Origin of the sequence: Mucilaginibacter kameinonensis (assembly GCF_003675385.1) — a bacterium.
Lineage (GTDB): Bacteria > Bacteroidota > Bacteroidia > Sphingobacteriales > Sphingobacteriaceae > Mucilaginibacter > Mucilaginibacter kameinonensis.
The window spans coordinates 610,942-636,739 of record NZ_RCWZ01000001.1 but is presented as its reverse complement, the minus strand read 5'-3'; the positions used below and the strand labels follow the sequence as shown (position 1 = coordinate 636,739).

Below are 25,798 nucleotides of genomic sequence, written 5' to 3'. Positions count from 1 at the left end.
TATAGCGTTTTTGCATAAGCGAAAATTAAAAAGCCCCTCTCCAATTGGAGAGGGGTTGGGGTGAGGCTACTATTTTAAGCTGCCTATCATATTTTCAGGGCGTACCCACTCATCAAACTGCTCGTTGGTTAGTAAGCCTAAGCCAATAGCTGCTTCACGTAGTGAGCTGCCATTTTTAAGTGCTGTTTTAGCGATTTTAGCCGCGTTTTCATAACCGATATGCGGGTTAAGCGCAGTCACCAGCATCAATGAGTTTTCAAGGTGCTTTTTGATGCCTTCATAGTTTGGCTCAATGCCTACCGCGCAATGATCATTGAATGATACGCAGGCATCACCAATTAACCTTGCCGACTGTAGGAAGTTAGCAGCCATAACCGGTTTAAATACGTTTAGCTCGTAGTGGCCGTTTGAGCCACCGATAGAAATAGCTACATCGTTACCCATAACCTGTGCAGCTACCATGGTAACAGCTTCATTCTGGGTTGGGTTAACTTTACCAGGCATGATAGATGATCCCGGCTCGTTATCAGGAATATGGATTTCGCCAATACCCGAACGCGGGCCAGAAGCCAGCATTCTGATATCGTTAGCAATTTTCATTAACGAAACCGCGATTTGTTTCAATGCGCCATGGCTTTCAACAATAGCGTCATGAGCAGCAAGGGCTTCAAATTTATTTTCGGCGGTGATGAATGGCAAGCCGGTGAACTGAGCGATATACTCAGCCACTTTTACATCATAACCTTTAGGTGTATTGATACCTGTACCTACTGCAGTACCGCCAAGCGCAAGTTCTGACAGGTGATCAAGCGTATTACGTAATGCTTTTAGGCCGTGGTTTAATTGTGAAACATAACCTGAAAACTCCTGGCCTAAAGTAAGCGGGGTAGCATCCATCAGGTGGGTACGACCGATTTTTACTACCGATTTAAATGCCTCAACTTTAGCCTGCAAAGTATCGCGCAGTTTTTCAATACCCGGAATAGTTACATCAATCAGGATCTTGTATGCCGCGATGTGCATGGCAGTTGGGTAAGTATCGTTTGATGATTGTGATTTGTTCACGTCATCATTCGGGTGGATAAAGGTTTTGCCTTCGCCCAGTTTATTGCCTTGTAATACGTGTGCACGGTTAGCAACAACTTCGTTCACGTTCATGTTTGATTGTGTGCCCGAACCTGTTTGCCAGATCACCAGCGGAAACTCCGAAGCCAGTCCGCCCGCCAGGATCTCATCACACACCTGTGCAATCAAATCGCGTTTTTCTGCCGGCAATACACCTAAATCGGTGTTAGTAAAAGCAGCAGCCTTTTTCAGGTAAGCGAAAGCGTCGATAATTTCCTTTGGCATTGATGCTTCCGGACCAATTTTAAAATTATTGCGTGAGCGTTCGGTTTGCGCTCCCCAGTATTTGTCGGCAGGTACCTGTACCTCGCCCATGGTATCGTGTTCGGTTCTGAAACTCATGGTATTAAATTTTGCAGGGGCAAAGTTATGTTTTTATATGATGCGGGGGAACGCGGGGTGTAAACTTTTTGATGGGAGAGTGTCTGAACCCGAATTTATGGAATTCAGGAATTAACAGAATGCCAGTCATTGTTGATGTTGCCATTTAGTTTTGCTAAATGATTCCAGACGGATGACTTTCAATGATATTACAGTTCATTATTTTTCAATGCTTTGCCTTATTCGGTTCTGTATTCATTCCAAAGGTTGTTTTCGGTTTCTTGATTTGGAAAATCTGTTGATTTTGTATCGATAAAGTTTAAAAAATCACTATCTGTTGATGGTAATCTAAAAGTGTTATCATACTTTAAATAAGTTCGTCCGTTAATTACAAACCTATTGTCAGAGAAATCTATTAAGCCCCGCTTTTGCAAAATCATAAAAAGAGGTTCATAAGGATGAGGTAAATTAATAAACCGCGTAACTTCTTTTTCTGCTTTAAAGATCTCCCAGTTCACAAATAAGAACATAAAATATCCCATAAACTCTCTATAGCCGGAGCGGACAAAGTGCCAGCCTGCAGAATTCAAGTCTTTCACTATCTTATCTTCTGGTATCAGTTCTTCAATCCAGGCTGGATTCAAGTCAGTAAAAAGATTGTGGTAAGATTTCTTCTTGTTAAAGAAGTCATTTCCGTCAAAATTCAAAGCCAACTTCCATGCAAAAAGCCTGGATTGATATTCCCGAAAAAGCAAGACATTGGAAAAAATAAATCTGGTTTCGACTGAAACCCTTAACTCAGAAATTCTTGATATCTCCCGATCGTACTTTTCGCTTATACTCATATGATATAAAAATTTCTCTCGCCGTTGTGGAAGCGCAACAGCAGGGGGCTTTTTTATCCGTATGTTGCCATACTACCACTTCACATCTTCAATTTTTACCACCTTATAATCAAATCCCAGTCTTTTGGCATTTTGTTCAACAGTTTGATCAAAGCCGGCTTGTTTACGGCGTTCGTTCACTTTAGCAGCATCTTTGATAGGCCAAACATAGTAACCCACTTTTTGACCGTTACGCAATGGCTTTGAAGTAGCCTGCGAACCATAGATCTGTTCTTTCCCCTCGTACATCAACCGCCTGTCGAGCATCATGGCGTATAGCCTGAAAGGAAGTTCTTTATTTTCCGCAGCGGTTTTTATCGCCGGAAGGTATTTATCTATTTTAGACGAATGCTGCACTACCGACCATACCGCCTCATTGGTTGGCTCACCAACAAGTGATTTGCCGGGATAGCCGTATTTTGCAACTACGTTTTCAATAAAAATAAGATTGGTTGAATCGGCCTGGCTTTGTAGTTTCCAATAGTAGCCTGTTGCTTCCTCGGGCTTAACAGGCAGCGTTTTCAGTATAGAATCCTTTTTGTCCGGATCCATTAAATAAGTTAGTATTTCGCGGTATTTCTGATCAAGGGCCAGCACACTATCAAGCTGCTTCTTTAAAACAGGATTAAACTTTTGCTGCGCAGATGCTGTGCAGGCCATCAAAAGCAACACGGCAAGTATCAGGTTTTTCATAGTAAATAAGGTTTAAGCAAATAAACGCAAAAACCTGTGTTACAAATATAAACCATCTGCCTTTTCGAACAATTTTCTGTTGCACTCCGTAGCGCCTAATGAGTAATTAAACCGCGATAGCGCATATAACAGCGGCAACTTGGCCGGCGCTATCTCATTTTGCCGCAAATCGGTAAGCCAATCGGCACCATCAAACTCAGTCCGGTATTTTTTCTCAAGACGCTCGTAGATCCTGTAGGCATCATCATGATCAAGCCACTCCGGTTTAATGTAAAGGCCGGTAAGGTCGCCCATTTTTTTGCGTTCCTCGGCCTCTGCCGTATCGGCGCTGCCAAATACAAAATAAAAGTACAGCCATAACAATAAACCAGCCCCCCCAATCATAGAAGCGGTTGTGTCGCGCTCGATAAAAAACAATATAAAAGCTATAAAAGCGGTGATCAGCGAAAACATGCGGGCATAACCGGCAATAATGCTTTGATAGTTCAGCGGTATATTAAACCCGTTACGGCTTCGCCAGGCCGATCGGGTTACCAACATAGAACTGGTTGGGAACAGCGGAATGCCAATAACCACAAATTTGGTCTCTATCCACTGCCCATTTACTTCATGCACCTTGCCCAAAAACAATGATCCTATTAACATATCAGGTATAATTTAGTCGCGTTATTATAAACCTCAACTTATAAAAGTGCTTTTAAACAATTGTTAAATATTCATTAATATGTGAATAAGAGGGTGGAGGTCCGAGCTTGTGCCAGTTATTAAATTTTATAAATAAGAAAACCAAACTTAATTAACTATAAAATGTTATAACTGACAAACAAACACATAAAACACCTACTATGAAAAAGTTAAGTTTAATAGCGATGATGGCACTTGCGGCCTTATCGTTTCAGGCGTGTAATGGCGGCGCTAAAAATGGTGCCACCGATAGTTCGGCAGCTGTAAAAGATACTGCCGACAGCGCCAACAAGGTTAAAGACACCACAACAACCGGCGCCACAGGCATCGCGGTTACTGCCGATGACGCCAAATTTGCTACCGGTGCAGCCAATGCAGGCTTAGCCGAAGTGGCAATCGGTCAATTGGCCAGCGAAAAAGCTACCAATGCCAAAGTAAAAGACTTTGCCAAAATGATGGTTACCGACCATACCAAAGCCAATGACGAGCTGATGGCGCTTGCCAAAACTAAAAACATCAGCCTGCCAACCGAGCCGGATGCCGATCATCAGAAAAAGAAAACCGAGCTTGCCGCTAAATCAGGCGCCGACTTTGACAAAGCTTATGTTGATGCCATGGTTAGCGGCCATAAAAAAGTAGCTTCAATGTTTGAGGATGCTTCTAAAAACTGCAAAGACCCGGATCTGAAAGCGTGGGCAGCCAAAACGTTACCTACTATTCAGCATCACTTAGCCGAAATTGAGGCGATACAAAAAGGCATGAAATAATCAGCTATTGATTAATTCAGAATGGAAAAGGGAGATGTAACAATCTCCCTTTTTCTTTTTTATAACTTGTACGGGTGTAGCTAAAACGATACTTTTAACACAGTAAAATCTACTTTAAACATTATGTCGAAACCAATAGTAACCGGCCTCATGGCCTACGGAATGTCGGGACGGATTTTTCACGCGCCCTTTTTAACTACCAATCCCGGTTTTACTTTTAAGGCCGTGGTTGAGCGCCATGAAAAAAAGGCCGGCAAAAAATATCCGGATGTAATTAGCTACGATACTATCGATGAATTGCTTAATGATGATGAAATAGAACTTATCATTGTTAACACACCAAACAATACCCATTTTGATTATGCCGTACAGGCCCTGAACGCGGGCAAGCATGTTTTGATCGAGAAACCGGCTGCAGTAACTTCCCATGAGGTAAAAGCGCTGTATGATCTGGGTAAAAAGCTTGATCTGAAAGTGATGATTTACCAGAACCGCAGGTACGATAGCGGCTTCCTTTCGGTAAAAGAAGTAATTGAAAGCGGCAGGTTAGGGGAGTTGATGGAGGTTCATTTCAGGCTGGACAGGTACCGCATGGCCATCGGCGTTAAAAAATTCAAGGAAACCGCTGGCGTTCCCGGAGGTGGCCTTACTTATGATCTTGGCGCGCACCTTGTTGATAACGCTATCAGCATTTTTGGCCGACCATTGAGCTATGAAAAAACTACTGCCGCATACAGGCCGGGCTCGCAGGTTGATGATTATTTCAACATTCACCTTAAATATCCTAACCAGCTTAATGTTTACCTTACATCGGGCCTGCTCATTGCCGAGCATACTTACGGCTTTGTAGTTCACGGTACCTTAGGCAGCTTTGTTAAAATGCGCACCGATGTTCAGGAAGCCCAGCTTGATGCTGATATGATGCCTACCGACGAGGGCTTTGGTATTGAACCGGAAGGCAGCGACGGCAAACTGGTGTTAATGGGTGCCGATGGACAAAAAACCGTAGAGTGGATAAAGTCACCAAAAGGTAATTATAACGGGATATTTGACGCCGTATATCATACCGTGCGCGAAAACGCGTTATTCCCGGTAACCGAAGAGCATGTTGCCTGGCAAATTGAATTGCTTGAAAGCTAAAAATGTTGTAACTATGCTCATTAAATGCTAATTAAAATAATGAAGAAACTGTATTTACTGCTTTGTCTGATTATTGCCGCCGGGTGCAGCCAGGCTCAAACGCCACCTGCTAACTCGGGCTTACCGCCATATCACATCCTCACTACAGACAGTGTTTACGTTACTCCTGCAAACCTTAAAAAAAACAAGCCGGTAATGGTGATCTATTTTTCGCCCGACTGCAGCCATTGCCAGCACCTGATGTATGATCTTAAACCCGAGCTGCCTAAGTTAAAAGATGTGCAGATTGTGATGATCACCTTTATGCCTATGCTTAAAGGCATCCAAACTTTTCAGCGCGATTTTGACCTGGCTAAATACCATAATATCACCATTGGAACCGAGGGTTATACTTACGTTGTGCAAAGGTTTTACGCCGTGCAAACCACCCCATACATTGCTATTTATGATAAGTATGGTAAATTATTCCAGTCGTATCCAAAAGTGCCAAAAATTCCGGTGTTGATGGAAACGCTTAAAAAAGTATAAAGTATTTTAATGCTTGTATAAAACCGGTTAAACTTCGTGAAGTTTAACCGGTTTTATTGTTTAATGAGCCATCAGGGTCTCTCGCTGAATACCCTGATGCATAAGCCCCGCAGATTCGCGGTTCTGAATATCTTGTTAGATGTTCAGAATGCTGTGGCGTCCAAACAATAAAGCGTCATTGCGAGGTACGAAGCAATCCCAAACTATACAGGGAGGATCTGCTAATTTGGGATTGCTTCGTACCTCGCAATGACGTGGAGTAGATATCATTTTACTTTCAGAGGTCACGATTTTACCCACTCGCAGCAATGACGATCTTATTTTTTCCATTTTTTATCAACATAATCAAAACCAATGAGGGGTACTGATTACGATTCAGAATAGTTACCTTTGCGGCCAATATTTAAGTTGACGATGAAGAATACCGCATTAACCGATATCCACGTAAAAACCGGCGCCAAAATGGTTCCATTTGCCGGTTATAACATGCCAGTTCAATATGCCGGAATCAATGCCGAGCACGAAACCGTGCGTAAGGCAGTTGGCGTTTTTGACGTGAGCCACATGGGCGAATTCATTTTAAAAGGCGATAACGCGCTTGACCTGATCCAGCGTGTTACCAGCAACGATGCCGCGAAATTATACGATGGCAAAGTGCAGTACTCATGCCTGCCAAATGAAACCGGCGGTATTGTTGACGACCTGTTGGTTTATCGCATCGACGAGAAAACCTACATGCTGGTTGTTAATGCCTCAAACATTGAAAAAGACTGGGATTGGATCTCTAAATACAACACCAATGGCGTAGATATGAAAAACATATCTGATCGTACATCGCTATTGGCTATCCAGGGTCCAAAGGCTGCCGAAGCCTTACAAAGCCTTACCGAGGTGGATTTGGTGTCGATGGAGTACTACACTTTCCAAAAAGGAACTTTTGCAGGTATTGATAACGTATTGATATCAGCTACAGGCTATACCGGGGCAGGTGGTTTCGAGATCTACTTTGAAAACCAATATGCAGAGCAGATCTGGGATGCTATTTTCAAAGCCGGCGAGCCATTCGGTATTAAGCCTATTGGTTTAGGCGCTCGTGATACCTTACGTTTGGAAATGGGTTTTTGCCTTTACGGTAATGATATTGATGACAACACCTCACCACTTGAAGCCGGTTTAGGCTGGGTAACCAAATTCAATAAAGAATTCACCAATGCCGAAGCCCTGCAAGCGCAAAAGCAAGCTGGCGTGAGCCGCAAACTGGTTGGTTTTGAAATGATTGACCGCGGTATTCCACGTCATGATTACGCTATTGTTGATGCTGATGGTAACAACATTGGTAAAGTAACTTCGGGTACACAGTCGCCATCATTACAAAAAGCTATTGGTATGGGCTATGTAGATACCGCTTTCGCTAAAGAAGGCACCGAGATCTACATCAGCATCAGGGATAATAAAATCAAAGCGCAGATTGTAAAACCTCCGTTTTATAAATAGGTCATTTTCCTTCGGGTCATTGGGGCATTAAGTCATTTTTATGGGCTTACCTAATGACCCGATGACTCAATGACATAATGACCAATCACAAATGAATAAAGACTTACACGTTTGCCTTACCCCCGCATTGCTGCCACTTTTTAATGTGGAAGATTATATTGTAGTGGTTATTGATATTTTCAGGGCAACATCATCTATATGTTATGGTATTGAAAACGGTGCTGAGGCTATTATACCGGTATCACAAGTTGAGGAGTGTGCCGCGTATAGAGAGAAAGGGCTGGATTACCTTCTTGCCGCCGAGCGCGACGGATCGGTAGTTGATGGTTTTGATTTTGGCAACTCACCATTTTCGTACACTAAAGAAAAAGTAGCCGGTAAAACAATCGTGCTAACTACCACTAATGGCACACATGCCCTGCATTTATCGCGCAGTGCAAAAAAAATTGTTATCGGTTCGTTCCTGAACCTTACCGCCTTAAGCAACTGGCTTAACACGCAAAACGAAAACATCCTGTTGGTGTGTGCCGGCTGGAAAAACAATTTCAACCTGGAAGACACCCTGTTTGCAGGTGCTGTGGTCGACCAATTAAAAGACAAAGATTTTGTATTGGACGATGCCGCGATTGCCGCTAATGATCTTTTCCAGGCCGGTAAAAACGATATCAACGTTTATCTCAAGAAAACATCCCACGGCGAACGCCTTAAGAAATTAGGCATCGAAAAAGATATTGAGTTTTGCTTACAAATTGATTTTACTACGGCTATTCCGATTCTGGAAGGGGAAAAACTGGTGAAATTGGCGGTATAAAGAACTAAAATATGTCATTGCGAGCGAAGCGTGGCAACCGCACGGAAGCAGAGCTGCTCTGTATAGCATGCGGTTGCTTCGTCGTTCCTCCTCGCAATGACATTTTTTTAACTATCAGGCAGTAAACTCTACAAGCGCCTTTTCAATCCTGCTGATGGTTTCTTCTTTGCCAAGCAGGGCAACAATATCAAACACATGCGGGCCAAACTTGCCACCTACCAGCATAATGCGGAATGGCAGCATCACATCACCCACTTTTAAGCCTTTTTGCTCGCCAAGGGCTTTGAATTTAGCCTCCAGCTCATGCGCATCGATGGTAGTTTCATTGTTTAATAGCGTGATGAACTCACGATAAAACTCTGTTTTGGTATCAGTCCACTTAGGTTTTACCGCGTTAAGATCATACGCTGCCGGCTGCTCAAAAAAGAAGCCCGCCTGCTGATAAAAATCAGACATTAACACACAACGGTCTTTGATCAAACCGATAACTTTTGCCAGATACTCGTCGTCGTTAACAACAACGCCTTTATCAGCAAATACTTTCTTAACAGCCAACTGCAAATCGCCTACTGCCAACTTCTTAATCCACTCGGCGTTGAACCATTTGGCTTTTTCAAAATCAAACTTAGCGCCAGATTTATTAACACGCTCTATCGAGAATTTTTCAATCAGTTCATCAAGCGTAAAAATTTCCTGCTCGGTACCGTCGTTCCAGCCTAAAGTTGCCAGCAGGTTCAGGAATGCTTCAGGTAAAAAGCCCAACTCGCGGAAACCTTGTGTTAATTCGCCCGATTTTGCATCAAACCAGTTCATAGCATAAACCGGGAAACCTAAACGTGCGCCATCGCGCTTGCTCAGTTTGCCGTGGCCATCTGGTTTTAATATCAATGGTAAATGCGCCCATTGCGGCATATCGGCTTTCCAGCCCAAATACTCCCAAAGCAGTAAATGCACCGGGGCAGATGGCAACCATTCCTCACCGCGGAAAGCGTGGGTAATCTTCATCAGGTAATCATCCACAACAACAGCCAAATGGTAAGTGGGCATGCCATCGGCTTTCAATAATACTTTATCATCAACCTGGCTGGTTTCAAAGCTCACATAGCCGCGGATCATGTCGTTAAAATTAACGGTTTCGCCCTCCGGCATTTTAATGCGGATCACGTGCGGGGTTCCTGAAGCAAGCAGTTTATCTACCTCATGCTGCGGCAATGAAAGCGAGTTTCTTAAAGTATGACGATAAGCTAAGCCGTACTGAAAATTGGGAATTTCCTTACGGTTCTTGTCCAGCTCTTCGGCAGTATCAAAGGCATAATAAGCATGGCCTTCCATCACCAGGCGTTCGGCGTATTCGCGGTAAAGCGCTTTACGTTCGCTTTGGCGGTATGGCGCATAAGGGCCTCCGGCAACTGGGCTTTCATCCGGGTGCAGACCGCACCATTTAAGGCAGTCTAAAATATATTCTTCCGCACCTTCCACATAACGGGTTTGGTCGGTATCCTCAATTCGTAAAACAAAATCGCCGCCATGTTTTTTGGCGAATAAATAGTTGAACAATACGGTACGCACACCACCAAGGTGTAAACCACCGGTCGGGCTCGGCGCAAAACGGACTCTTACTTTTTTATCGGTCATGATGGGGCAAAGATAGGTTATTAAGCGGAAAGCTTATAGTTCATAGATCATGGTTCATGGTATTATAGCAGAAATGGCGCAACTATGAACAATGAACCATCAACTATGAACTACTAACAAAAATTATATTTTACAAAGCAATTTTACGTTATTTGGGCCGTGCCCAGTATGAACCCATATCAACAGAAAAAACGTTGGAAATATTTACTCCTTACGTTTGCCGTAGTAATTGCAATTGGCTCATTGGTTTATACCCGTTACCTGGTAAAAAACATTGCCCGTTCTGAGCGTACGCGCGCCCAGGTTTGGGCCATGACTATGAGGCAGTTACTTAATTCGGACGATGACGATTTCTTCAATTACGTAATTGCTGTACGCGATAGCTTAACGGTGCCTGCCATTATTACCGACGAAAAAGGGGAGATCATTTTAAGTCGTGGATTGGACACCTCCAAAGCCTATACCAAGCTGGAAGCCGAGTATAAAAAGAAAAAATACGACCCCAGTTATTTTAAGGAAGAACTGGCCTACATGAAGGAGCAGCATGCGCCTATCAAGTTTAAAGTTTTGGGCGACGACAATTATGTTTACTATAAAGACTCGCCCTTGCTTACGCAGCTTCGGCTCTTTCCATACGTCCAACTCACGGTAATCGCCATATTTTTATTGACGGCCTACACGGCTTTTAGTTCCTCGCGCAAATCGGAGCAGGACCAGGTTTGGGTAGGTTTGGCCAAGGAAACTGCCCATCAGTTGGGCACGCCCATATCGTCGCTCATTGCCTGGATTGAGTTGATGAAGGAGAAATTTAACGCCGAAGACGATGTGCTGATAGCCGAAATGGAGAACGATGTAAAACGCCTGGAAATTGTGGCGGATCGTTTTTCTAAAATAGGCTCCAAATCAGTTTTGGAAGAGCACGGTGTTTATGCCGTAGTGAAGGATTTTGTTGATTATTTTAAAGTCCGCGTAAGCAAAAATATCAGCTTTGAACTTACCGGTAACCCACACTTAAAAGCCGGACTTAACATTCCGCTGTTTGATTGGGTGATAGAAAATATATTAAAAAATGCCGTTAATGCCATTGAGGGCAAGGGCAGTATCAAGGTAGAGATCAGCGGAAACAAGGTAAAAAACCAAATCTTTATCGATATTACGGATACCGGCAAAGGCATCCCGCGCTCCAAATTCGATACCGTTTTTCAACCGGGCTATACTACGCGCAAGCGGGGCTGGGGACTGGGTTTATCGCTTACCAAACGTATAGTGGAAAACTACCATAACGGGCAGATTTTTGTGAAGGATTCGGAAGTAGGGAAGGGAACAACTTTCAGGATAGTATTAAAAAACACGCGCAATGATAACAAAACCAAAACCAGGTGATTATTCGCCGTTTGCAGCGGGATATGTGGGGCTTGTTGGCGACAATAATGTAATTAACATGCTTGAACAGCAAATGGATACCAGCTACAAGCTGTTCAGCAATTTAACCAACGAGCAGGGTTTATATGCCTACGCTCCGGACAAATGGACAGTTAAACAGGCTTTGGGGCACATGATTGATACCGAGCGAACCTTTGCCTACCGCGCCCTGGTATTTTCACGCAACTATACCGAACTGCCTGGTTTTGATCAGGATGTATATGTTAACAATACCGACTTTAATAGCCAGGATATAAAAGACCTTGCCGAAGAGTTCCGGGCCTTACGCCAGGGTAACCTGTATATGGTTAAAGCTTTCACCGATGAGCAATTAGCCCGCACCGGGATTGCCAGTAACCACCTTTTTACCGTTGCATCATTTGTGTATATGCTGGCTGGGCATGAGCGCCACCATTTAAATTTATTTAAAGAGCGCTACGGGATTGAGTAAAACACTCAAAACTCTTCGTATCTGGCAATCAGCAATCCGGTCTTTACAGCGGTAACGGTCAACAAAAAAGCCCCTGTTTTGCAGGGGCTTCAATATTGCCAGGAGTGTTCGTTATTTTTCAAAAACCTTTTCTTCTTTATCCAGCACTTCCCTTTTTTCGATGCGGTATGATAAAAACAGACCGGCTCCTCCAAAAACGGCTATCAGCGATACATATAAAAAGAAAACATCGTCATCAAAACTATTGAATATACCACGGTTTAAAACATAGGCTAAAAACAAGCCGATACCTGAACCGATGAGCAGCAAGCCCCATTTTAAATTTTGATAAGGAGCCGATTGCGGTTTATAACTCCTTGGATCCATGTTTCTTTCGATCATTGCTAATTTCTCCCGTTTGTTTAAATAAACGATCCCGAAGATCATTGCGAATAAGCTGAGGGGTATTATTATTCCTGCTAATACACCCAATTCACCTGCGCCCATAATATTTGTTTTTTTTAATTAAGTTAATATTGTTCTTTATCTCTGCAAATACCCCGTTGTGGCGTATTTGTAAACTATGACCACACGTTTTTTAAACAGGTTACACCCTAAATAAAAAAATAATAAACTTTTGTTTATTGACAGAAATGAGCACCTGATAACATATTTAAAAGCGGCTGTCATTCTGAGCGAAAGCGAAGAATCTTCTTCAATATACAGAGCCGTCGTGCATGGTGCAGAAGATCCTTCGTACCTACCCATGACATAATTAAAACCGGATGTTTTTCGCAGCTGAGCAGCTTCGAGTGAAAGCGGGCAGAACAATGTGGGGAACGTGCGGCTGCAGGGGCATAGCAAGTTTTTGCAGAAGCTGGGGATAGGGCGAATCGGGGCAAAATAATTGCAGCCCGTGGTTCTGTTCGTTTTGCAGGGCAAAGGCCGGGCGGTGGACTTAGGGTAGGGTGTGCGCAAAGAAGCCTTTCTGCTGCAAGCCTTTTTGGGTACTTTTGTGGCGACAAAAGTACCTGGCCCCGCGCGGCCAAGAGCGCGACGATGTAAGTTCATTACAACAATAGTCGTTACCTGCCTCTGCGCGATTGCTTCGTGCCTCGCAATGACGTAATTGTAAGCTATTGATTATTAATGATATTTTTTGATTCATTTATAAATATGGGCGTTGCCTGCGGCCCGTGCTATACGCTCATACTACACAGGCATTAGCCACAAGGCCGGTATCCGCTCCTATCACTAACGCGGCCCCCGCACACCATCGCCAAAATATACGCTATACGTCATCTCGTTTTTTTTCAGGACCACCTGATCGTTACTTGCAATGACGTGGCGGATATGTCATTTGACCTTCACTGATTTCTATTTTCTTCCACCCAGAATGACAAAATTTTTATATGTGGATCAACAGAATCAATCAACTTAAAATTTCGTAGTACATTTGCCTTAATGATTAGTGCGGCTACTTCTTTTAACCTGCTGGGGCAGGATCTTTTATTATTACCACAAAAAGCTATTTACTGGCAACAACAAAACGCCCTGATCATTGCAGATGTGCATTTGGGCAAGGTTGGGCATTTCCGCAAGGCGGGCATAGCAGTACCGCGCGATATGGAGCAAAGCGACCTTGCTGTACTGTCGGACCTGATCTATGAATACAAACCGGAGAAGTTAATTTTTCTGGGCGATCTGTTCCATAGTGACATGAATAACGATTGGGATTGGTTTATTCTCTGGCGAAGCCAGTTCCCGGCGTTGCAGATCACACTAATCCGGGGTAACCATGATATTATTGCAGATAAACATTACCGCAACCTGAATATCGAGCTGCACGACGAATTATTGATAGGCCCATTTCTGATGATGCACCATCCGCTGGCCAATGATCAGGAGGAAAAAGCGGGTTACGTTTTCTGCGGGCACATCCACCCCGGGGTAAACCTGAGCGGCAAGGCGCGCCAAAGCATTACGCTCCCTTGTTTTGCCTTTGGAAGCAAACAGGGGGTCTTGCCCTCGTTCGGAAAATTTACCGGCCGGATAGCTATCCGCAGTGTTCAAACCGACAGGATCTTCGCCGTTTTAAAAGATAAGGTTGTGGCTATTGCTTAACGATGCTTTTTTAAATACTGCTGAACTTCTAAATAAACCTGGCTAAAAGTAATGTCCCGCTCAATGATATGCCAATCGCCATCAACCAAATCATAGCGTGGCAGCCGGGTTACGCTCCAGTTCTGGGTATTAGGCGAATCATCGCCTTTCAGGTCTGATACCTGTGTCCAGGTTATTTTATCTTCATCAACGGCGGTTGTCCACCAATCCCGTTTGGTATCCATCGATACGCTGATCACTTCAAAGCCACCTTTGCCGAGGTCTTTAAGCATAGTTTTAATTTCAGCATGGTTGATCCGGGCAATCTGGTTTCCTGCCCTCCAAAAGTCCACCAGGAAAATTTTCTTGTGCATGCCCTTCGGATCAAAAGGCTTACCATCTATCAATTTCCCTGCAATGGGTGGCGCTTCGTGGCCGGGTACCAATTTTATCAGTTTACTTAATTTATCACCAATCTCTTTGCCATCTTCGGTAGCCTTAACTGCCGGGCTAAATTTCTGGTAGATCTTGTTATAAAAAACCGGATCGCTTTCATAATCCTGCCTCAGCATAACATGCGCGCCTATGGTATTCTGTGGGTTTTCGGTTACATACTTTTCAAATGCCTGCTCCACTATACCATACTTTTTACCCTCCAGTTCAGATACCGAATTAAGGAGGGCGTTAAACTGATCCTTGGGTAAAGCGTCAGATGCTTTACTGTTAACTTTAGCGTTTAGCTCGGCCAGTTTTTGGTTCAGGTCGCCATTCATCTGGTCAACCATGGTATAAAATGCTGTTAACTGCTGTTGCGTAGCAGATGAGGGGGCGGTTATTTTGGGGTAATTTGCAAGCTTATCCGCTTCGGCCTCAATGGAATATTTCCCATCTTCCAGGTAAATCTCAAAGGGATTGTGCTGCTCCCGCGAATTGGCATCATCGGTTATATCCATCACATAATAGCCGGGCACCTCAAGCACCTTGCTTTCTATATGAAATTTGCCATCTTTAATATTTACTCCGTAAAGCGAGTTTTTTGAATGGTCTTTAACAATAAATACGCCGCTTTTAACGCCTTTAGCGGTTCCGTCAAACTCAACATGAGCGTATTTGGTAGTGCATCCGCTGATGGTAAGGGCAAGTAAAACAACCGAAAAATATTTCATAGATAAAATTTAGACAGCACTAATATAGTACAACAGGCATAATTGGCATAAAAAAAGAACGCATTGCTTTAGATTGATTCTAAATAGATTTTTGGTGTTCAATAAGCCAAAACCTCTTCTATGTTTTGTTATTTAATAAATACTTTTGCCTTATAAATCCAATTCATAATGAGCGAATTCAAACAAACCTTAAACTCGTCGCTGGGCAAAAAGCTGATCATGGCTTTAACAGGCTTGTTTCTGTGCACGTTTTTAATTGTGCATGTAGGCGGCAACCTGCTATTGTTTAACAACGATAACGGTTTCAGTTTTAACGTGTATGCCAACTTCCTTACGCATTTCCCGCCTATTGAAGTTATAGCATACCTGTTGTACCTTTCTATTTTGGTGCATGCACTATACGGCCTGATCCTGACTGTCAAAAACCGTAAAGCCCGCCCGGTACGCTATGCAGTAGCGGCAAAATCTGATGCCTCATGGTCATCAAAAAACATGGGCCTTTTAGGTTCAATCATGTTCCTGTTTATCGTTATCCACATGGGCGATTTCTGGTTCCGTTACCACAACGACAAAACCATGGGCTTTAAAGAGTACCGTACCGATCTGGCAACAGGCGAAACAAAAGTTAGTGATTATACTCCTGCTAACGCCGAATTCAGTCACTCGGTATCAACCGAAAACAATGTGGAAGTTGTTAGGGTAAAGGACTTACACGCACGTGTTGCTTATAGCTTCAGCAACCTTATTTACGTTATATTTTACGTAATAGCTATGGGTGCTGTAGCATTTCACTTGTTACATGGTTTCCAGAGCGCGTTCCGTACGCTGGGCTGGGTACACCGTAAATATACTCCGGTAGTTTACTTTATTGGCACATGGCTGTTTGCGGTTATTATTCCGCTGGCTTTTGCCGCCATGCCGGTTTATTATTACTATTTATCAACCCAGGGAGCTCACTAAGTTTAGCTGGCCAAAAGCCACAAACATAAATACAAAAAGAGATGACATTAGATGCTAAAATTCCTCAAGGCCCATTAGCCGAAAAATGGAGCAAGCATAAATTTGATCTGAAGCTGGTTAACCCCGCCAACAAGCGTAAATACGATATCATTATTGTAGGTACCGGTTTGGCCGGCGCTTCGGCAGCTGCCACCTTGGGCGAGCTGGGTTACAACGTTAAGGCATTTTGTTTTCAGGACAGCCCCCGTCGTGCGCACTCTATTGCAGCACAAGGTGGTATCAATGCCGCTAAAAACTATCAGAACGACGGCGACAGTGTTTTCCGTTTATTTTACGATACCATTAAAGGCGGCGATTACCGCGCCCGCGAATCAAACGTTCACCGTTTGGCCGAAGTTTCGGTAAACATTATTGACCAGTGCGTAGCACAAGGCGTACCTTTTGCCCGCGAATACGGCGGCTTGCTGGATAACCGTTCATTTGGTGGTTCACAGGTATCCCGTACTTTCTACGCAAGGGGCCAGACAGGACAGCAGCTTTTATTAGGTGCTTACTCTGCCCTTAACCGCCAGATCCATGCCGGTAAGGTAAAAATGTACACCCGCCACGAAATGCTTGACGTGGTAACTATCGATGGCCATGCCAAAGGTATTGTTACCCGTAACATGCTAACCGGCGCTATTGATACCCATGCTGGTCATGCTGTATTGTTATGTACCGGTGGTTACAGCAACGTATTCTACCTGTCAACAAACGCTATTGGTTCAAACGTAACGGCAGCCTGGAGGGCACACAAACGCGGTGCTTTCTTCGGTAACCCTTGCTATACTCAAATTCACCCAACCTGTATCCCGGTAACCGGCGATCACCAGTCTAAGCTTACGCTGATGTCTGAGTCGCTGCGTAACGACGGTAGGGTATGGGCTCCTAAAACTGTTGAGATTGCCGAGCAATTACGCAAAGGCACTTTGAAAGCAGACCAGGTTAAAGAGGACGATCGCGATTACTTCCTTGAGCGTAAATACCCGGCTTTCGGTAACCTTGTTCCGCGCGACGTGGCTTCACGTAACGCTAAGGAAATGGTTGAAGAAGGTAAAGGTGTAGGAGGTTCGGGCTTCGCAGTATTCCTTGACTTTGCCGATGCTATTAAGCGTTTAGGCGAAGAAACCGTTAAAGCCAAATACGGTAACTTGTTTGATATGTACATCCAGATCACGGATGAAAACCCATATAAACAACCAATGCGTATTTACCCGGCGGTTCACTATACCATGGGCGGTCTTTGGGTTGATTATAACCTGAGCACTACCATCCCCGGCTTATATGCTTTGGGCGAGTGTAACTTCTCTGACCACGGTGCTAACCGCCTTGGTGCATCTGCTCTGATGCAGGGTTTATCAGATGGCTACTTCGTGATCCCTTATACCCTTGGTGATTACCTGGCTAAGATCGGCCCTAAAAAGGTTGACACTAACCACCCAGCTTTTGCAGCCACCAAAAAAGACGTAGTTGACCACGTAAATAAATTACTGGCCCTTAAAGGCACTAAAACTACTAACGAATACCACCGCGAACTTGGCCACATCATGTGGGAATATTGCGGCATGGCCCGTACCGACGAAGGTTTGAGAAAAGCAAAAGGCCTGATTCAGGCATTGAAAGCTGATTTCTGGAAAAACGCTATCGTAACTGGTGAGAACGAAGAAGTAAACGCTTCGTTAGAAAGAGCTGGCCGCGTAGCCGATTTCATTGAACTTGGCGAGCTGATGATTGACGACGCTTTGATGCGTAAAGAATCATGCGGTGGCCACTTCAGGGTTGAATCACAAACTGCAGATGGTGAAGCACTACGTGATGATGAAAACTTCGCGTTTGTAGCTGCCTGGGAATTCAAAGGTGAAAATCAGCCGGAAGAATTGCATAAAGAGCAGCTGACATTTGAAGCAGTTCACCTGTCTCAAAGAAACTATGCTTAATTAGAGAATGGTTGATTAGGTGAGTGGTTGATAAAGTTAAAACCTACACCTAATCAACTACTCACTCAATCAACAAAAACAACGATAACTCAAATCTAAAACAAAGATGAGTAACGGAAATATGAACCTGACGCTTAAAGTATGGCGTCAAAAAAATGCTCAAACCTCGGGTAAATTTGTAAGCTACAAAGCTGAAAATATTTCGCCTGACATGTCGTTCCTTGAAATGCTCGACGTGGTTAACGAAAGCCTTACCCATAAAGGTGATGAGCCAATTAACTTTGACCACGACTGCCGCGAGGGTATCTGCGGTATGTGTTCATTATATATCAACGGTCACCCACACGGACCAAAGCGCGGTATCACTACCTGCCAGCTGCACATGCGCACCTTCCACGATGGCGAAACTATCACCATTGAGCCATGGCGCGCTGAAGCATTCCCTATCGTAAAAGACTTAGCGGTTGACCGTTCAGCTTTCGACAGGATTCAGCAAGCCGGCGGTTACGTTTCGGTAAACACAGGTGGTGTACCTGATGGTAACGCAATCCCAATTCCTAAAGTTATTGCTGACGAGGCTTTCAACTCAGCTACCTGTATCGGTTGCGGAGCATGCGTTGCAGCTTGTAAAAATGCTTCGGCTATGCTGTTTGTATCTGCTAAGATCACCCAGTTGGGTTTATTACCACAAGGTCAGCCAGAGCGCTACCGTCGTGTGCAATCAATGGTTGCCCAGATGGACGAAGAAGGATTTGGTAGCTGTACCAACACTGGTGCCTGCGAAGCTGAGTGCCCTAAGGAAATTAAATTGACCAACATTGCCCGCATGAACAACGACTATTTCAGCGCGAAACTGTTCAGGGAAGATGAAGTACACGAACAAGGTCATTAATTGATCTTTTGTTTAAGATATAGTAACGGCCCGGTTTCACCGGGCCGTTTTTGTTTTATGCTCATCCGATTGCATAAAATCCCACCGCGTAGAAAGCTTGTAGTTTTAAAACCCATGTTACTAATTGTCGTGATTAAACTACCCCGAACGCTCAAATAGTACTTCTTATTTGGCTCCTTCGCAGAACCGCGGGTGGCAATACAATTCTATTAAAAAAACTTACTTTTATATGTTATGCCAAACGATCAAATCATCATATATCAGGTATCAGATAGTGAAACAACCATAGATGTTCAATTAACAGAAGATACGGTTTGGTTGAACCAGCGACAGATGGCTGAGCTGTTTAGCAAAAATACAGATACAATAGGCCTGCATATAAGAAACATATATAAAGAAGGGGAATTAGAACCAGGATCAACTACCGAGGAATCCTCGGTAGTTCAAGAAGAAGCAGGAAGAAGCGTATCAAGAACAATAAGAAGATACAATTTAGATGTGATTATATCAGTAGGATATAGAGTAAAATCACAACGGGGAACCCAATTCAGAATATGGGCTAACAAAGTATTAAAAGACTACTTAGTAAAAGGTTATTCTCTCAATGAGAAGAAACTCCGAGAACAATCTGAGCAACATCAATCTTTAAAGCGAGCTGTCGCCCTAATAAGTAACGTATTGCAAAATAAAGAGGAGCTAAGCACAGACGAAGCTACCGGATTATTAAAAGTGGTGACAGACTACAGTTACGCGCTTGATATATTGGACAAATATGACCATCAGCAACTAACAATTGAAGGCACCACAGATCAGCTAAGCTTTGTTATAACCTACGAAGAAGCGATGCAGGCCATCACTGATTTGAAAGATAAGTTTGGTGGAAGTTCCTTATTTGGAAACGAGAAGGATGATTCATTTAAAGGATCTATCGGCACAATCTATCAATCATTTGGTGGCTTTGAATTTTATCCGACGATTGAAGAAAAAGCAGCCAATCTACTTTATTTTGTCGTTAAAAACCATTCCTTTTCAGACGGTAACAAACGTATTGCCGCCTACTTATTTGTTTGGTTCATGGAAAAGAACAGAATGCTTTACCGCGAAAATGGATCCAAGCGAATCGCAGACAATGCTTTAGTTGCTTTAACTTTAATGATCGCCGAAAGTGATCCCAACGAAAAAGATATGATGGTTAAAGTCGTGGTGAACCTCATCAACCCCAATAATTAATTAGGCTAAGCCTCATAAAAAACCAGCCCCATGCAAATCGACCCCGAAAACCACGTTAACAAACTTTGCGGGCAAGGAATGTTATTAGAAGGCGAAGGTAAACCAAATGAAGCATCGGCCCTGTTCCATCAGGCTTGGGATGAAGCTACAAATGCCACTGAAAAGTTTATTGCAGCACACTACGTTGCCCGGCATCAGCAAAGTGTTGCCGATAAACTAAAATGGGATGAAACAGCTCTAAACCTTGCGCTTGGTATAGAAGGGGACGAGGTAAAACCGGTTTATCCCTCACTTTACCTTAACATAGCTAAATGCCATGAGGATCTGAAGAACCTTGACAAGGCGCTTGAAAACTATCAATTGGGTTTAAGTTTCACCCAGTTTTTGCCCGATGATGGTTATGGCAATATGATCAGGGCAGGGATTAACAATGGGATAGAGCGGGTAAGCATCCTCTAAGAGGTTAAAAGCGATTCTAAAAATCACGTTATTTATAAGACACGAAGCAGTTACGCAATGGACATGGCGTTTGTTTCAGTCCTTTTATTTTGTATATTTTTGCAGCATGACTAAAATCTACAATAGTCCCGCTATGCTAAGTTCAGTTAAGCATGCTTTTTATTTACGTCACAAAAGCTTGTCAACCAAAAATCAATCGCTTAATAACTTAGGATGAAGCCCTCTTTACGTCTTTTCGACTTTTCGCAAAAAATCAATTATAAAAACGAGGTCCTGGCCGGATTAACGGTAGCCATGACCATGATGCCCGAATCATTATCGTTTGCTATTCTTGCCGGCTTTCCGCCGCTGATGGGATTGTATGCCGCCTTTATCATGGGCTTGATAACTTCTATATTTGGCGGCAGGCCGGGACTCGTATCCGGCGGGGCAGGGGCAACCGTTGTGGTACTTATCGCCCTCATGGAATCGCACGGGTTGGAGTATGTTTTCGCGGCGGTGGCCTTGGCTGGTGTAGTACAAATTCTGGTTGGCTTGTTTAAACTGGGCAAGTTTATCCGCCTGGTTCCGCAGCCGGTAATGTACGGCTTTGTTAACGGTCTCGCCGTTATCATTTTCATGGCCCAGCTGGAGCAATTTAAAACCGTAGTTAACGGACAGGAAACCTGGCTTAGCGGCACGCCGCTGTTAATCATGGCCGGGTTGGTAGCTCTAACCATCGCCATAGTAATTATTTTACCTAAGCTCACCAAAGCCGTTCCTCCATCGCTTGTGGCTATTATTGTTGTGTTTGCACTGGTTTTTGGTTTCGGGATCCATACCAAAACAGTAAGAGATATCGCGGCAGTAAGCGGGGGCTTTCCTCCGTTTCATATCCCGGCTATCCCACTTAGTATCGATACATTAAAAATCATTTTCCCTTACGCACTCATCATGGCAGGAGTTGGCCTTACCGAAGGCTTGTTAACCTTAAACCTTGTTGATGAAATAACTGCTACCCGCGGCAACAGCAACCGCGAATGTATTGCCCAGGGAAGCGCAAACATCCTCAATGGTTTCTTTTCGGGCATGGGAGGCTGCCCAATGATTGCTCAGACGCTGGTTAACCTGTCTGCGGGCTCACGGGCGAGGTTATCAGGTATCATAGCATCACTGACCATCCTGTTTATTATATTCTTCGGTGCGCCGGTTATTGAAAAGTTACCTATGGCCGCGCTTACCGGGGTAATGATCATGGTGGCCATCAGCACTTTTGAGTGGATCAGTTTCCGGATCATTAATAAAATGCCTAAACAGGATGTATTTGTTGGGATCTTGGTAGCACTAATCACGATATGGCTGCACAACCTTGCCCTCGCGGTATTGATAGGCGTTATTATTTCGGCGTTGGTTTTTGCATGGGAGAGCGCCAAACGCATCCGGGCCCGCAAATACATTGATGAAGCAGGCGTAAAGCATTATGAAATATACGGCCCGCTGTTCTTTGGTTCGGTGATGGCTTTTAACGAAAAGTTTGACATCGCAGGTGATCCGGAAGCAGTAGTGATCGACTTTAAAGATAGCCGCATCGCGGATATGTCGGGCATTGAGGCACTAAACAAACTCACCGAAAAATATCGCCAGGCCGGCAAGAAACTACAGCTAAAACACGTAAGCGAAGATTGCGTAACACTGCTTAAAAACGCCGAAGGGATCATCAACGTTAACATCCTCGAAGATCCCTCTTACCGGGTGGTGGTTGAAAAATAGCGACGATTTCTCCATAAAAAAGGCCCGGATTTTCCGGGCCTTTTTAGTATAATCTATTTAAGATCGCAGGCAAATTATGCCTTTTCTCAATTTTATTTAGGCCCGTAAGTAACCACCGGTACGATCATTTCCTCTAACGAGATACCTCCGTGCTGGAAGGTTTCATTATAGAAATTAACAAAGTGGTTGTAGTTATTCGGGTATACGAAATAGCTGTCTTCCTTGGCAAAAACAAAGCTTGAGCTAATGTGCAGCCTTGGCAGCATAGCATCATGCGGGTTGCGGATATGGAACACCTCTTTGGCATTATAGTTCAAGTTTTTACCTTGTTTATAACGCAGATTAGTATTGGTGTTCCTGTCGCCCACAATTTTGCTTGGATTTTTTACGCGGATAGTACCATGATCGGTAGTGATCACTACACGTACCTGTTTCTGCGCTAAATACTTTAACAAGTCAAACAATGGCGAATGCTCAAACCACGATAGGGTTAATGAACGGTAAGCAGCGTCGTCACTCGCCAGCTCGCGGATCATCTGCATGTCGGTACGGGCATGCGACAGCATATCCACAAAGTTGTAAACGATCACGTTAAGCTCATTGTTCATGAGGTTATTTACCGACTCGTTCAGGGCACGGCCTTCGTCAATGTTCAGGATCTTGTGGTATGAATGTTTACAATCTTTACGTAATACACGCTTCAGGTGATCGGCCAAAAACTCGGCCTCGTAAAGATTTTTACCTCCTTCATCCTCATCGTTTTGCCACATGGATGGATAGCGTTTTTCCATATCCAAAGGCATCAGGCCTGAGAAAATGGAGTTACGCGCATACTGTGTTGCTGTTGGCAGGATACTGTAATAGGTATCTTCTTCCTCCAGCCTGAAATATTCAGAAATAATAGGGTTAATGATCTTAAACTGATCATACCTCAGGTTATCTATCAAAATAAAAAATAGGGGGCCCTTGCCATCCAGCTTAGGGAATACCTTCTTCTTAAATAGTTGAGGCGATGAGGTTGGCGCCAGGTCCGGGTTTTTGATCCAGTTCAGGTAATTGCGCTCCACAAACTTGCAAAACTGCATGTTGGCTTCGGCCTTTTGCAGCGTCAGGATCTCGTGCATACCGGCATCTTCCAGCTTTTCAAGCTCAAGCTCCCAGTAGATCAATTTCTTGTAAACATCAACCCATTCCTGGTGGCTCAGGTTATCGTTAAGCGTCATGCCCAGCGTACGGAAATCCATCTGGTAAGCCATGGTGGTTTTCTCGGTAACAAGGCGCTTGTTCTCGGTAAGCTTTTTAATGGTAAGCAATATCTGCTTAGGATGTACCGGCTTAATCAGGTAGTCGTCTATCTTGGAGCCGATGGCATCTTCCATCAGGTATTCTTCCTCGTTTTTAGTGATCAGCACAATAGGTACATCATTATTGATGTTCTTGATCTGCTGCAGGGTTTCCAAACCGGTAAGGCCGGGCATGTTTTCATCAAGAAAAACCAGGTCGAAATAGTTGCTCTTGAACGAGTCAACAGCATCGTAGCCATTGGTTACGGTAGTTACTTTATAGCCCTTTTCGCCCAGGAAAAGTATATGTGGTCTTAGCAGGTCAATTTCGTCATCGGCCCATAAAATGGTGGTGTCTTGCATGGTATGTATATGTTAAGGTCAGAACCGGAATTTATCGAATGAATGAATTCATCGAATTTTAGTTCATCCGGCGTACAAATATCGGATTGAAATTCAGGTAATTCTTTAATTCGAAAAATTCGAGTTCAGACAAATTCCGCGAATTCTGATTCAGACAATAAACCCCAAAGAGATGTATTTGTTGTTGCACAGTAAAGGTATTAACAAAATTTAACAAACCTGACGCTCTTATTTTACCTTTGTTTTACATTTTTGCATTTACACAAGCAACATTGAATAAAAAGAAAATAATTAACGACCCGGTTTATGGTTTCATCAGTATCCCCACCGAACTGATATTTGACCTTATATCCCATCCATACTTTCAGCGGTTACGTTATATAAAGCAGTTGGGCATGACTCACCTGGTTTATCCCGGCGCGCTGCATACCCGTTTCCATCATGCATTAGGGGCGATGTACCTGATGGATACAGCACTCGAAACATTAAGAAGCAAAGGCCACCAGATCTCTCCTGAAGAGGAAGAAGCCGTAACCATTGCCATACTGCTGCATGATATCGGTCACGGGCCGTTTTCGCACGCTTTGGAAAATACCATAATTGATGGCATAGCCCATGAGGATATTTCATCAATGCTGATGAATAAGCTTAACGCGAGGTTTGAAGGTAAGCTTACCATGGCTATCGATATTTTTAACGATACCTATCCGCGTAAGTTCCTGCACCAACTGGTATCCAGTCAGCTGGATATGGACAGGCTGGATTATCTTAACCGCGACAGTTTCTTTACCGGGGTATCCGAAGGGGTGATCAGCTCCGAGCGTATCATCAAAATGCTTAATGTTAAAAACGATCATGTGGTGGTTGATGAAAAAGGCATTTATTCGATAGAAAAGTTTCTGATTGCCCGCAGGCTGATGTACTGGCAGGTTTATCTGCATAAAACAGTAATAGCAGGTGAGGAGGTGCTCACCAAAATCTTCAGACGAGGCCGAGAGCTGATATCGCAGGGCGAAAACCTGTTTGCGACACCGGCGTTGATGCATTTTTTAAAGAACCGCATCAGTCTCGATGCTTTCATGAATGAAGAGCGTCACCTGGAAACCTTTGCCTGTTTGGATGATACAGATATTATGGCCTCGGTAAAAGTGTGGGCCTATCACCCAGACCTTGTGCTTTCCCAGCTTTGTAAAAACCTGGTACAGCGCAATCTTTTCAGGGTCGATATCACCAACGATTGTCCGGACGAAGCCTTTGTTGAACAGCTTCGCCAAAAAGCGGTGCAAAAATATGGTATAAGTTATGAGGATGCCGCGGCGTACTTTGTGTTCACCACATCCATCCGTAATAATGCTTACAACCAGAACGATGGCAACATTTGCATATTAATGAAAAATGGCCAGGTAAAAGATATTGCCGAAGCCAGCGATAATTCAAACCTGGTAGCTTTAGCTAAAACGGTGAAAAAACATATTCTTTGCTATAATAAGGAGTTGTTGAATTAATAGGCTTTTTCTCATGTAGAGACGCATAATTGCGTCTCCATGCAGATTACCGTAGTTCAAGCCTGGTAAGGCGGCTTGTCCTAAAGGAGACGCAATTATGCGTCTCTACATAAAAAAACAACTTGCGACAGGCTTGTGCTTAATGAAGATATAATGAAAAATTAAAGGCACTGACAGT

23 protein-coding genes are annotated in these 25,798 nt (G+C 43.7%); 15 read left to right on the top strand and 8 right to left on the bottom strand.

Translation table 11 applies throughout. The annotated features are described in order from the left end of the window. Window positions 1-69: 69 nt before the first annotated feature. The 4 genes from fumC to EAH55_RS02840 all read right to left on the bottom strand — a co-directional run bounded on the left by fumC (window position 70) and on the right by EAH55_RS02840 (window position 3,668). Entirely contained in the window at window positions 70-1,467 is a 1,398-nt protein-coding gene (fumC, locus tag EAH55_RS02855; protein WP_114939694.1) for a class II fumarate hydratase, read from the bottom strand. A 218-nt stretch (window positions 1,468-1,685) separates the two neighbouring features. After that, window positions 1,686-2,291, bottom strand: a complete 606-nt coding sequence (locus EAH55_RS02850) for a hypothetical protein (protein ID WP_121808401.1) — start codon at window positions 2,289-2,291, stop codon at window positions 1,686-1,688. Between the two features lie 72 nt (window positions 2,292-2,363). Further along, window positions 2,364-3,023: a DUF6624 domain-containing protein gene (locus tag EAH55_RS02845; RefSeq protein ID WP_121808400.1), complete on the bottom strand. Its 660-nt coding sequence runs from the start codon at window positions 3,021-3,023 to the stop codon at window positions 2,364-2,366. 39 nt (window positions 3,024-3,062) lie between these two features. After that, a complete protein-coding gene (locus EAH55_RS02840) occupies window positions 3,063-3,668 on the bottom strand; it encodes a hypothetical protein (RefSeq protein WP_121808399.1) in 606 nt (201 codons plus the stop codon). 200 nt (window positions 3,669-3,868) lie between these two features. On the opposite strand from EAH55_RS02840, the gene EAH55_RS02835 reads away from it, so the two are divergent. The 5 genes from EAH55_RS02835 to EAH55_RS02815 all read left to right on the top strand — a co-directional run bounded on the left by EAH55_RS02835 (window position 3,869) and on the right by EAH55_RS02815 (window position 8,447). After that, complete coding sequence (locus tag EAH55_RS02835; RefSeq protein WP_121808398.1) at window positions 3,869-4,474, top strand: DUF4142 domain-containing protein; 606 nt, start codon at window positions 3,869-3,871, stop codon at window positions 4,472-4,474. 123 nt (window positions 4,475-4,597) lie between these two features. After that, complete coding sequence (locus tag EAH55_RS02830; RefSeq protein WP_208644777.1) at window positions 4,598-5,614, top strand: Gfo/Idh/MocA family oxidoreductase; 1,017 nt, start codon at window positions 4,598-4,600, stop codon at window positions 5,612-5,614. A 39-nt stretch (window positions 5,615-5,653) separates the two neighbouring features. Next, window positions 5,654-6,142, top strand: coding sequence for a TlpA family protein disulfide reductase (locus EAH55_RS02825; protein WP_162996727.1), 489 nt, complete (start codon window positions 5,654-5,656; stop codon window positions 6,140-6,142). 414 nt (window positions 6,143-6,556) lie between these two features. Further along, window positions 6,557-7,636 carry a glycine cleavage system aminomethyltransferase GcvT gene (gene gcvT / locus EAH55_RS02820; protein WP_112572746.1) on the top strand — a complete coding sequence of 360 codons (1,080 nt, stop codon included), beginning with the start codon at window positions 6,557-6,559 and terminating at the stop codon, window positions 7,634-7,636. Between the two features lie 91 nt (window positions 7,637-7,727). Next, the gene (locus EAH55_RS02815) at window positions 7,728-8,447 is read left to right on the top strand and encodes a 2-phosphosulfolactate phosphatase (RefSeq protein WP_121808395.1); all 720 of its coding nucleotides are present in this window, start codon (window positions 7,728-7,730) and stop codon (window positions 8,445-8,447) included. A 114-nt stretch (window positions 8,448-8,561) separates the two neighbouring features. Here the strand turns inward: EAH55_RS02815 and gltX are convergent, their stop codons facing one another. Further along, window positions 8,562-10,082, bottom strand: a complete 1,521-nt coding sequence (gene gltX, locus EAH55_RS02810) for a glutamate--tRNA ligase (RefSeq protein WP_121808394.1) — start codon at window positions 10,080-10,082, stop codon at window positions 8,562-8,564. 168 nt (window positions 10,083-10,250) lie between these two features. Here gltX and EAH55_RS02805 point away from each other — a divergent pair, with 168 nt between their 5' ends. Continuing rightward, on the top strand, window positions 10,251-11,465 hold the full coding sequence (locus tag EAH55_RS02805) for a sensor histidine kinase (RefSeq protein ID WP_121808393.1): 1,215 nt from the start codon (window positions 10,251-10,253) through the stop codon (window positions 11,463-11,465). Further along, complete coding sequence (locus EAH55_RS02800) at window positions 11,440-11,955, top strand: DinB family protein (RefSeq protein WP_244228083.1); 516 nt, start codon at window positions 11,440-11,442, stop codon at window positions 11,953-11,955. Before EAH55_RS02805 ends, EAH55_RS02800 begins: the two co-directional genes overlap by 26 nt. Before the next feature lie 111 nt (window positions 11,956-12,066). On the opposite strand, the gene EAH55_RS02795 is transcribed toward EAH55_RS02800, so the two are convergent. Then, window positions 12,067-12,441 (bottom strand): DUF6249 domain-containing protein, encoded by a 375-nt coding sequence (locus EAH55_RS02795; RefSeq protein WP_112572753.1) that lies wholly within the window; start codon window positions 12,439-12,441, stop codon window positions 12,067-12,069. A 957-nt stretch (window positions 12,442-13,398) separates the two neighbouring features. Between EAH55_RS02795 and pdeM the strand changes: the two genes are divergently transcribed. Further along, a complete protein-coding gene (pdeM, locus tag EAH55_RS02790; protein WP_121808392.1) occupies window positions 13,399-14,058 on the top strand; it encodes a ligase-associated DNA damage response endonuclease PdeM in 660 nt (219 codons plus the stop codon). On the opposite strand, the gene EAH55_RS02785 is transcribed toward pdeM, so the two are convergent. After that, on the bottom strand, window positions 14,055-15,203 hold the full coding sequence (locus EAH55_RS02785) for a TlpA family protein disulfide reductase (RefSeq protein ID WP_121808391.1): 1,149 nt from the start codon (window positions 15,201-15,203) through the stop codon (window positions 14,055-14,057). The genes pdeM and EAH55_RS02785 overlap by 4 nt on opposite strands. 168 nt (window positions 15,204-15,371) lie before the next feature. Here EAH55_RS02785 and EAH55_RS02780 point away from each other — a divergent pair, with 168 nt between their 5' ends. The 6 genes from EAH55_RS02780 to EAH55_RS02755 all read left to right on the top strand — a co-directional run bounded on the left by EAH55_RS02780 (window position 15,372) and on the right by EAH55_RS02755 (window position 22,469). Then, window positions 15,372-16,163 carry a succinate dehydrogenase cytochrome b subunit gene (locus EAH55_RS02780; protein ID WP_112572759.1) on the top strand — a complete coding sequence of 264 codons (792 nt, stop codon included), beginning with the start codon at window positions 15,372-15,374 and terminating at the stop codon, window positions 16,161-16,163. A 41-nt stretch (window positions 16,164-16,204) separates the two neighbouring features. Then, entirely contained in the window at window positions 16,205-18,139 is a 1,935-nt protein-coding gene (locus tag EAH55_RS02775) for a fumarate reductase/succinate dehydrogenase flavoprotein subunit (protein ID WP_112572761.1), read from the top strand. 106 nt (window positions 18,140-18,245) lie between these two features. Further along, window positions 18,246-19,031 carry a succinate dehydrogenase/fumarate reductase iron-sulfur subunit gene (locus tag EAH55_RS02770; RefSeq protein WP_114939680.1) on the top strand — a complete coding sequence of 262 codons (786 nt, stop codon included), beginning with the start codon at window positions 18,246-18,248 and terminating at the stop codon, window positions 19,029-19,031. Window positions 19,032-19,265: 234 nt separating this feature from the next. Further along, entirely contained in the window at window positions 19,266-20,261 is a 996-nt protein-coding gene (rhuM, locus tag EAH55_RS02765) for a virulence protein RhuM/Fic/DOC family protein (protein WP_121808390.1), read from the top strand. 30 nt (window positions 20,262-20,291) lie between these two features. Continuing rightward, window positions 20,292-20,720 carry an rRNA adenine methyltransferase gene (locus EAH55_RS02760; RefSeq protein ID WP_112572767.1) on the top strand — a complete coding sequence of 143 codons (429 nt, stop codon included), beginning with the start codon at window positions 20,292-20,294 and terminating at the stop codon, window positions 20,718-20,720. A gap of 213 nt (window positions 20,721-20,933) precedes the next feature. Continuing rightward, entirely contained in the window at window positions 20,934-22,469 is a 1,536-nt protein-coding gene (locus tag EAH55_RS02755) for a SulP family inorganic anion transporter (RefSeq protein WP_121808389.1), read from the top strand. Between the two features lie 92 nt (window positions 22,470-22,561). Here the strand turns inward: EAH55_RS02755 and porX are convergent, their stop codons facing one another. Beyond that, window positions 22,562-24,115 carry a T9SS response regulator signal transducer PorX gene (gene porX, locus EAH55_RS02750; RefSeq protein WP_112572771.1) on the bottom strand — a complete coding sequence of 518 codons (1,554 nt, stop codon included), beginning with the start codon at window positions 24,113-24,115 and terminating at the stop codon, window positions 22,562-22,564. 272 nt (window positions 24,116-24,387) lie between these two features. Here porX and EAH55_RS02745 point away from each other — a divergent pair, with 272 nt between their 5' ends. Further along, window positions 24,388-25,620 (top strand): HD domain-containing protein, encoded by a 1,233-nt coding sequence (locus EAH55_RS02745; RefSeq protein WP_121809012.1) that lies wholly within the window; start codon window positions 24,388-24,390, stop codon window positions 25,618-25,620. The last annotated feature ends 178 nt before the right edge of the window (window positions 25,621-25,798 follow it).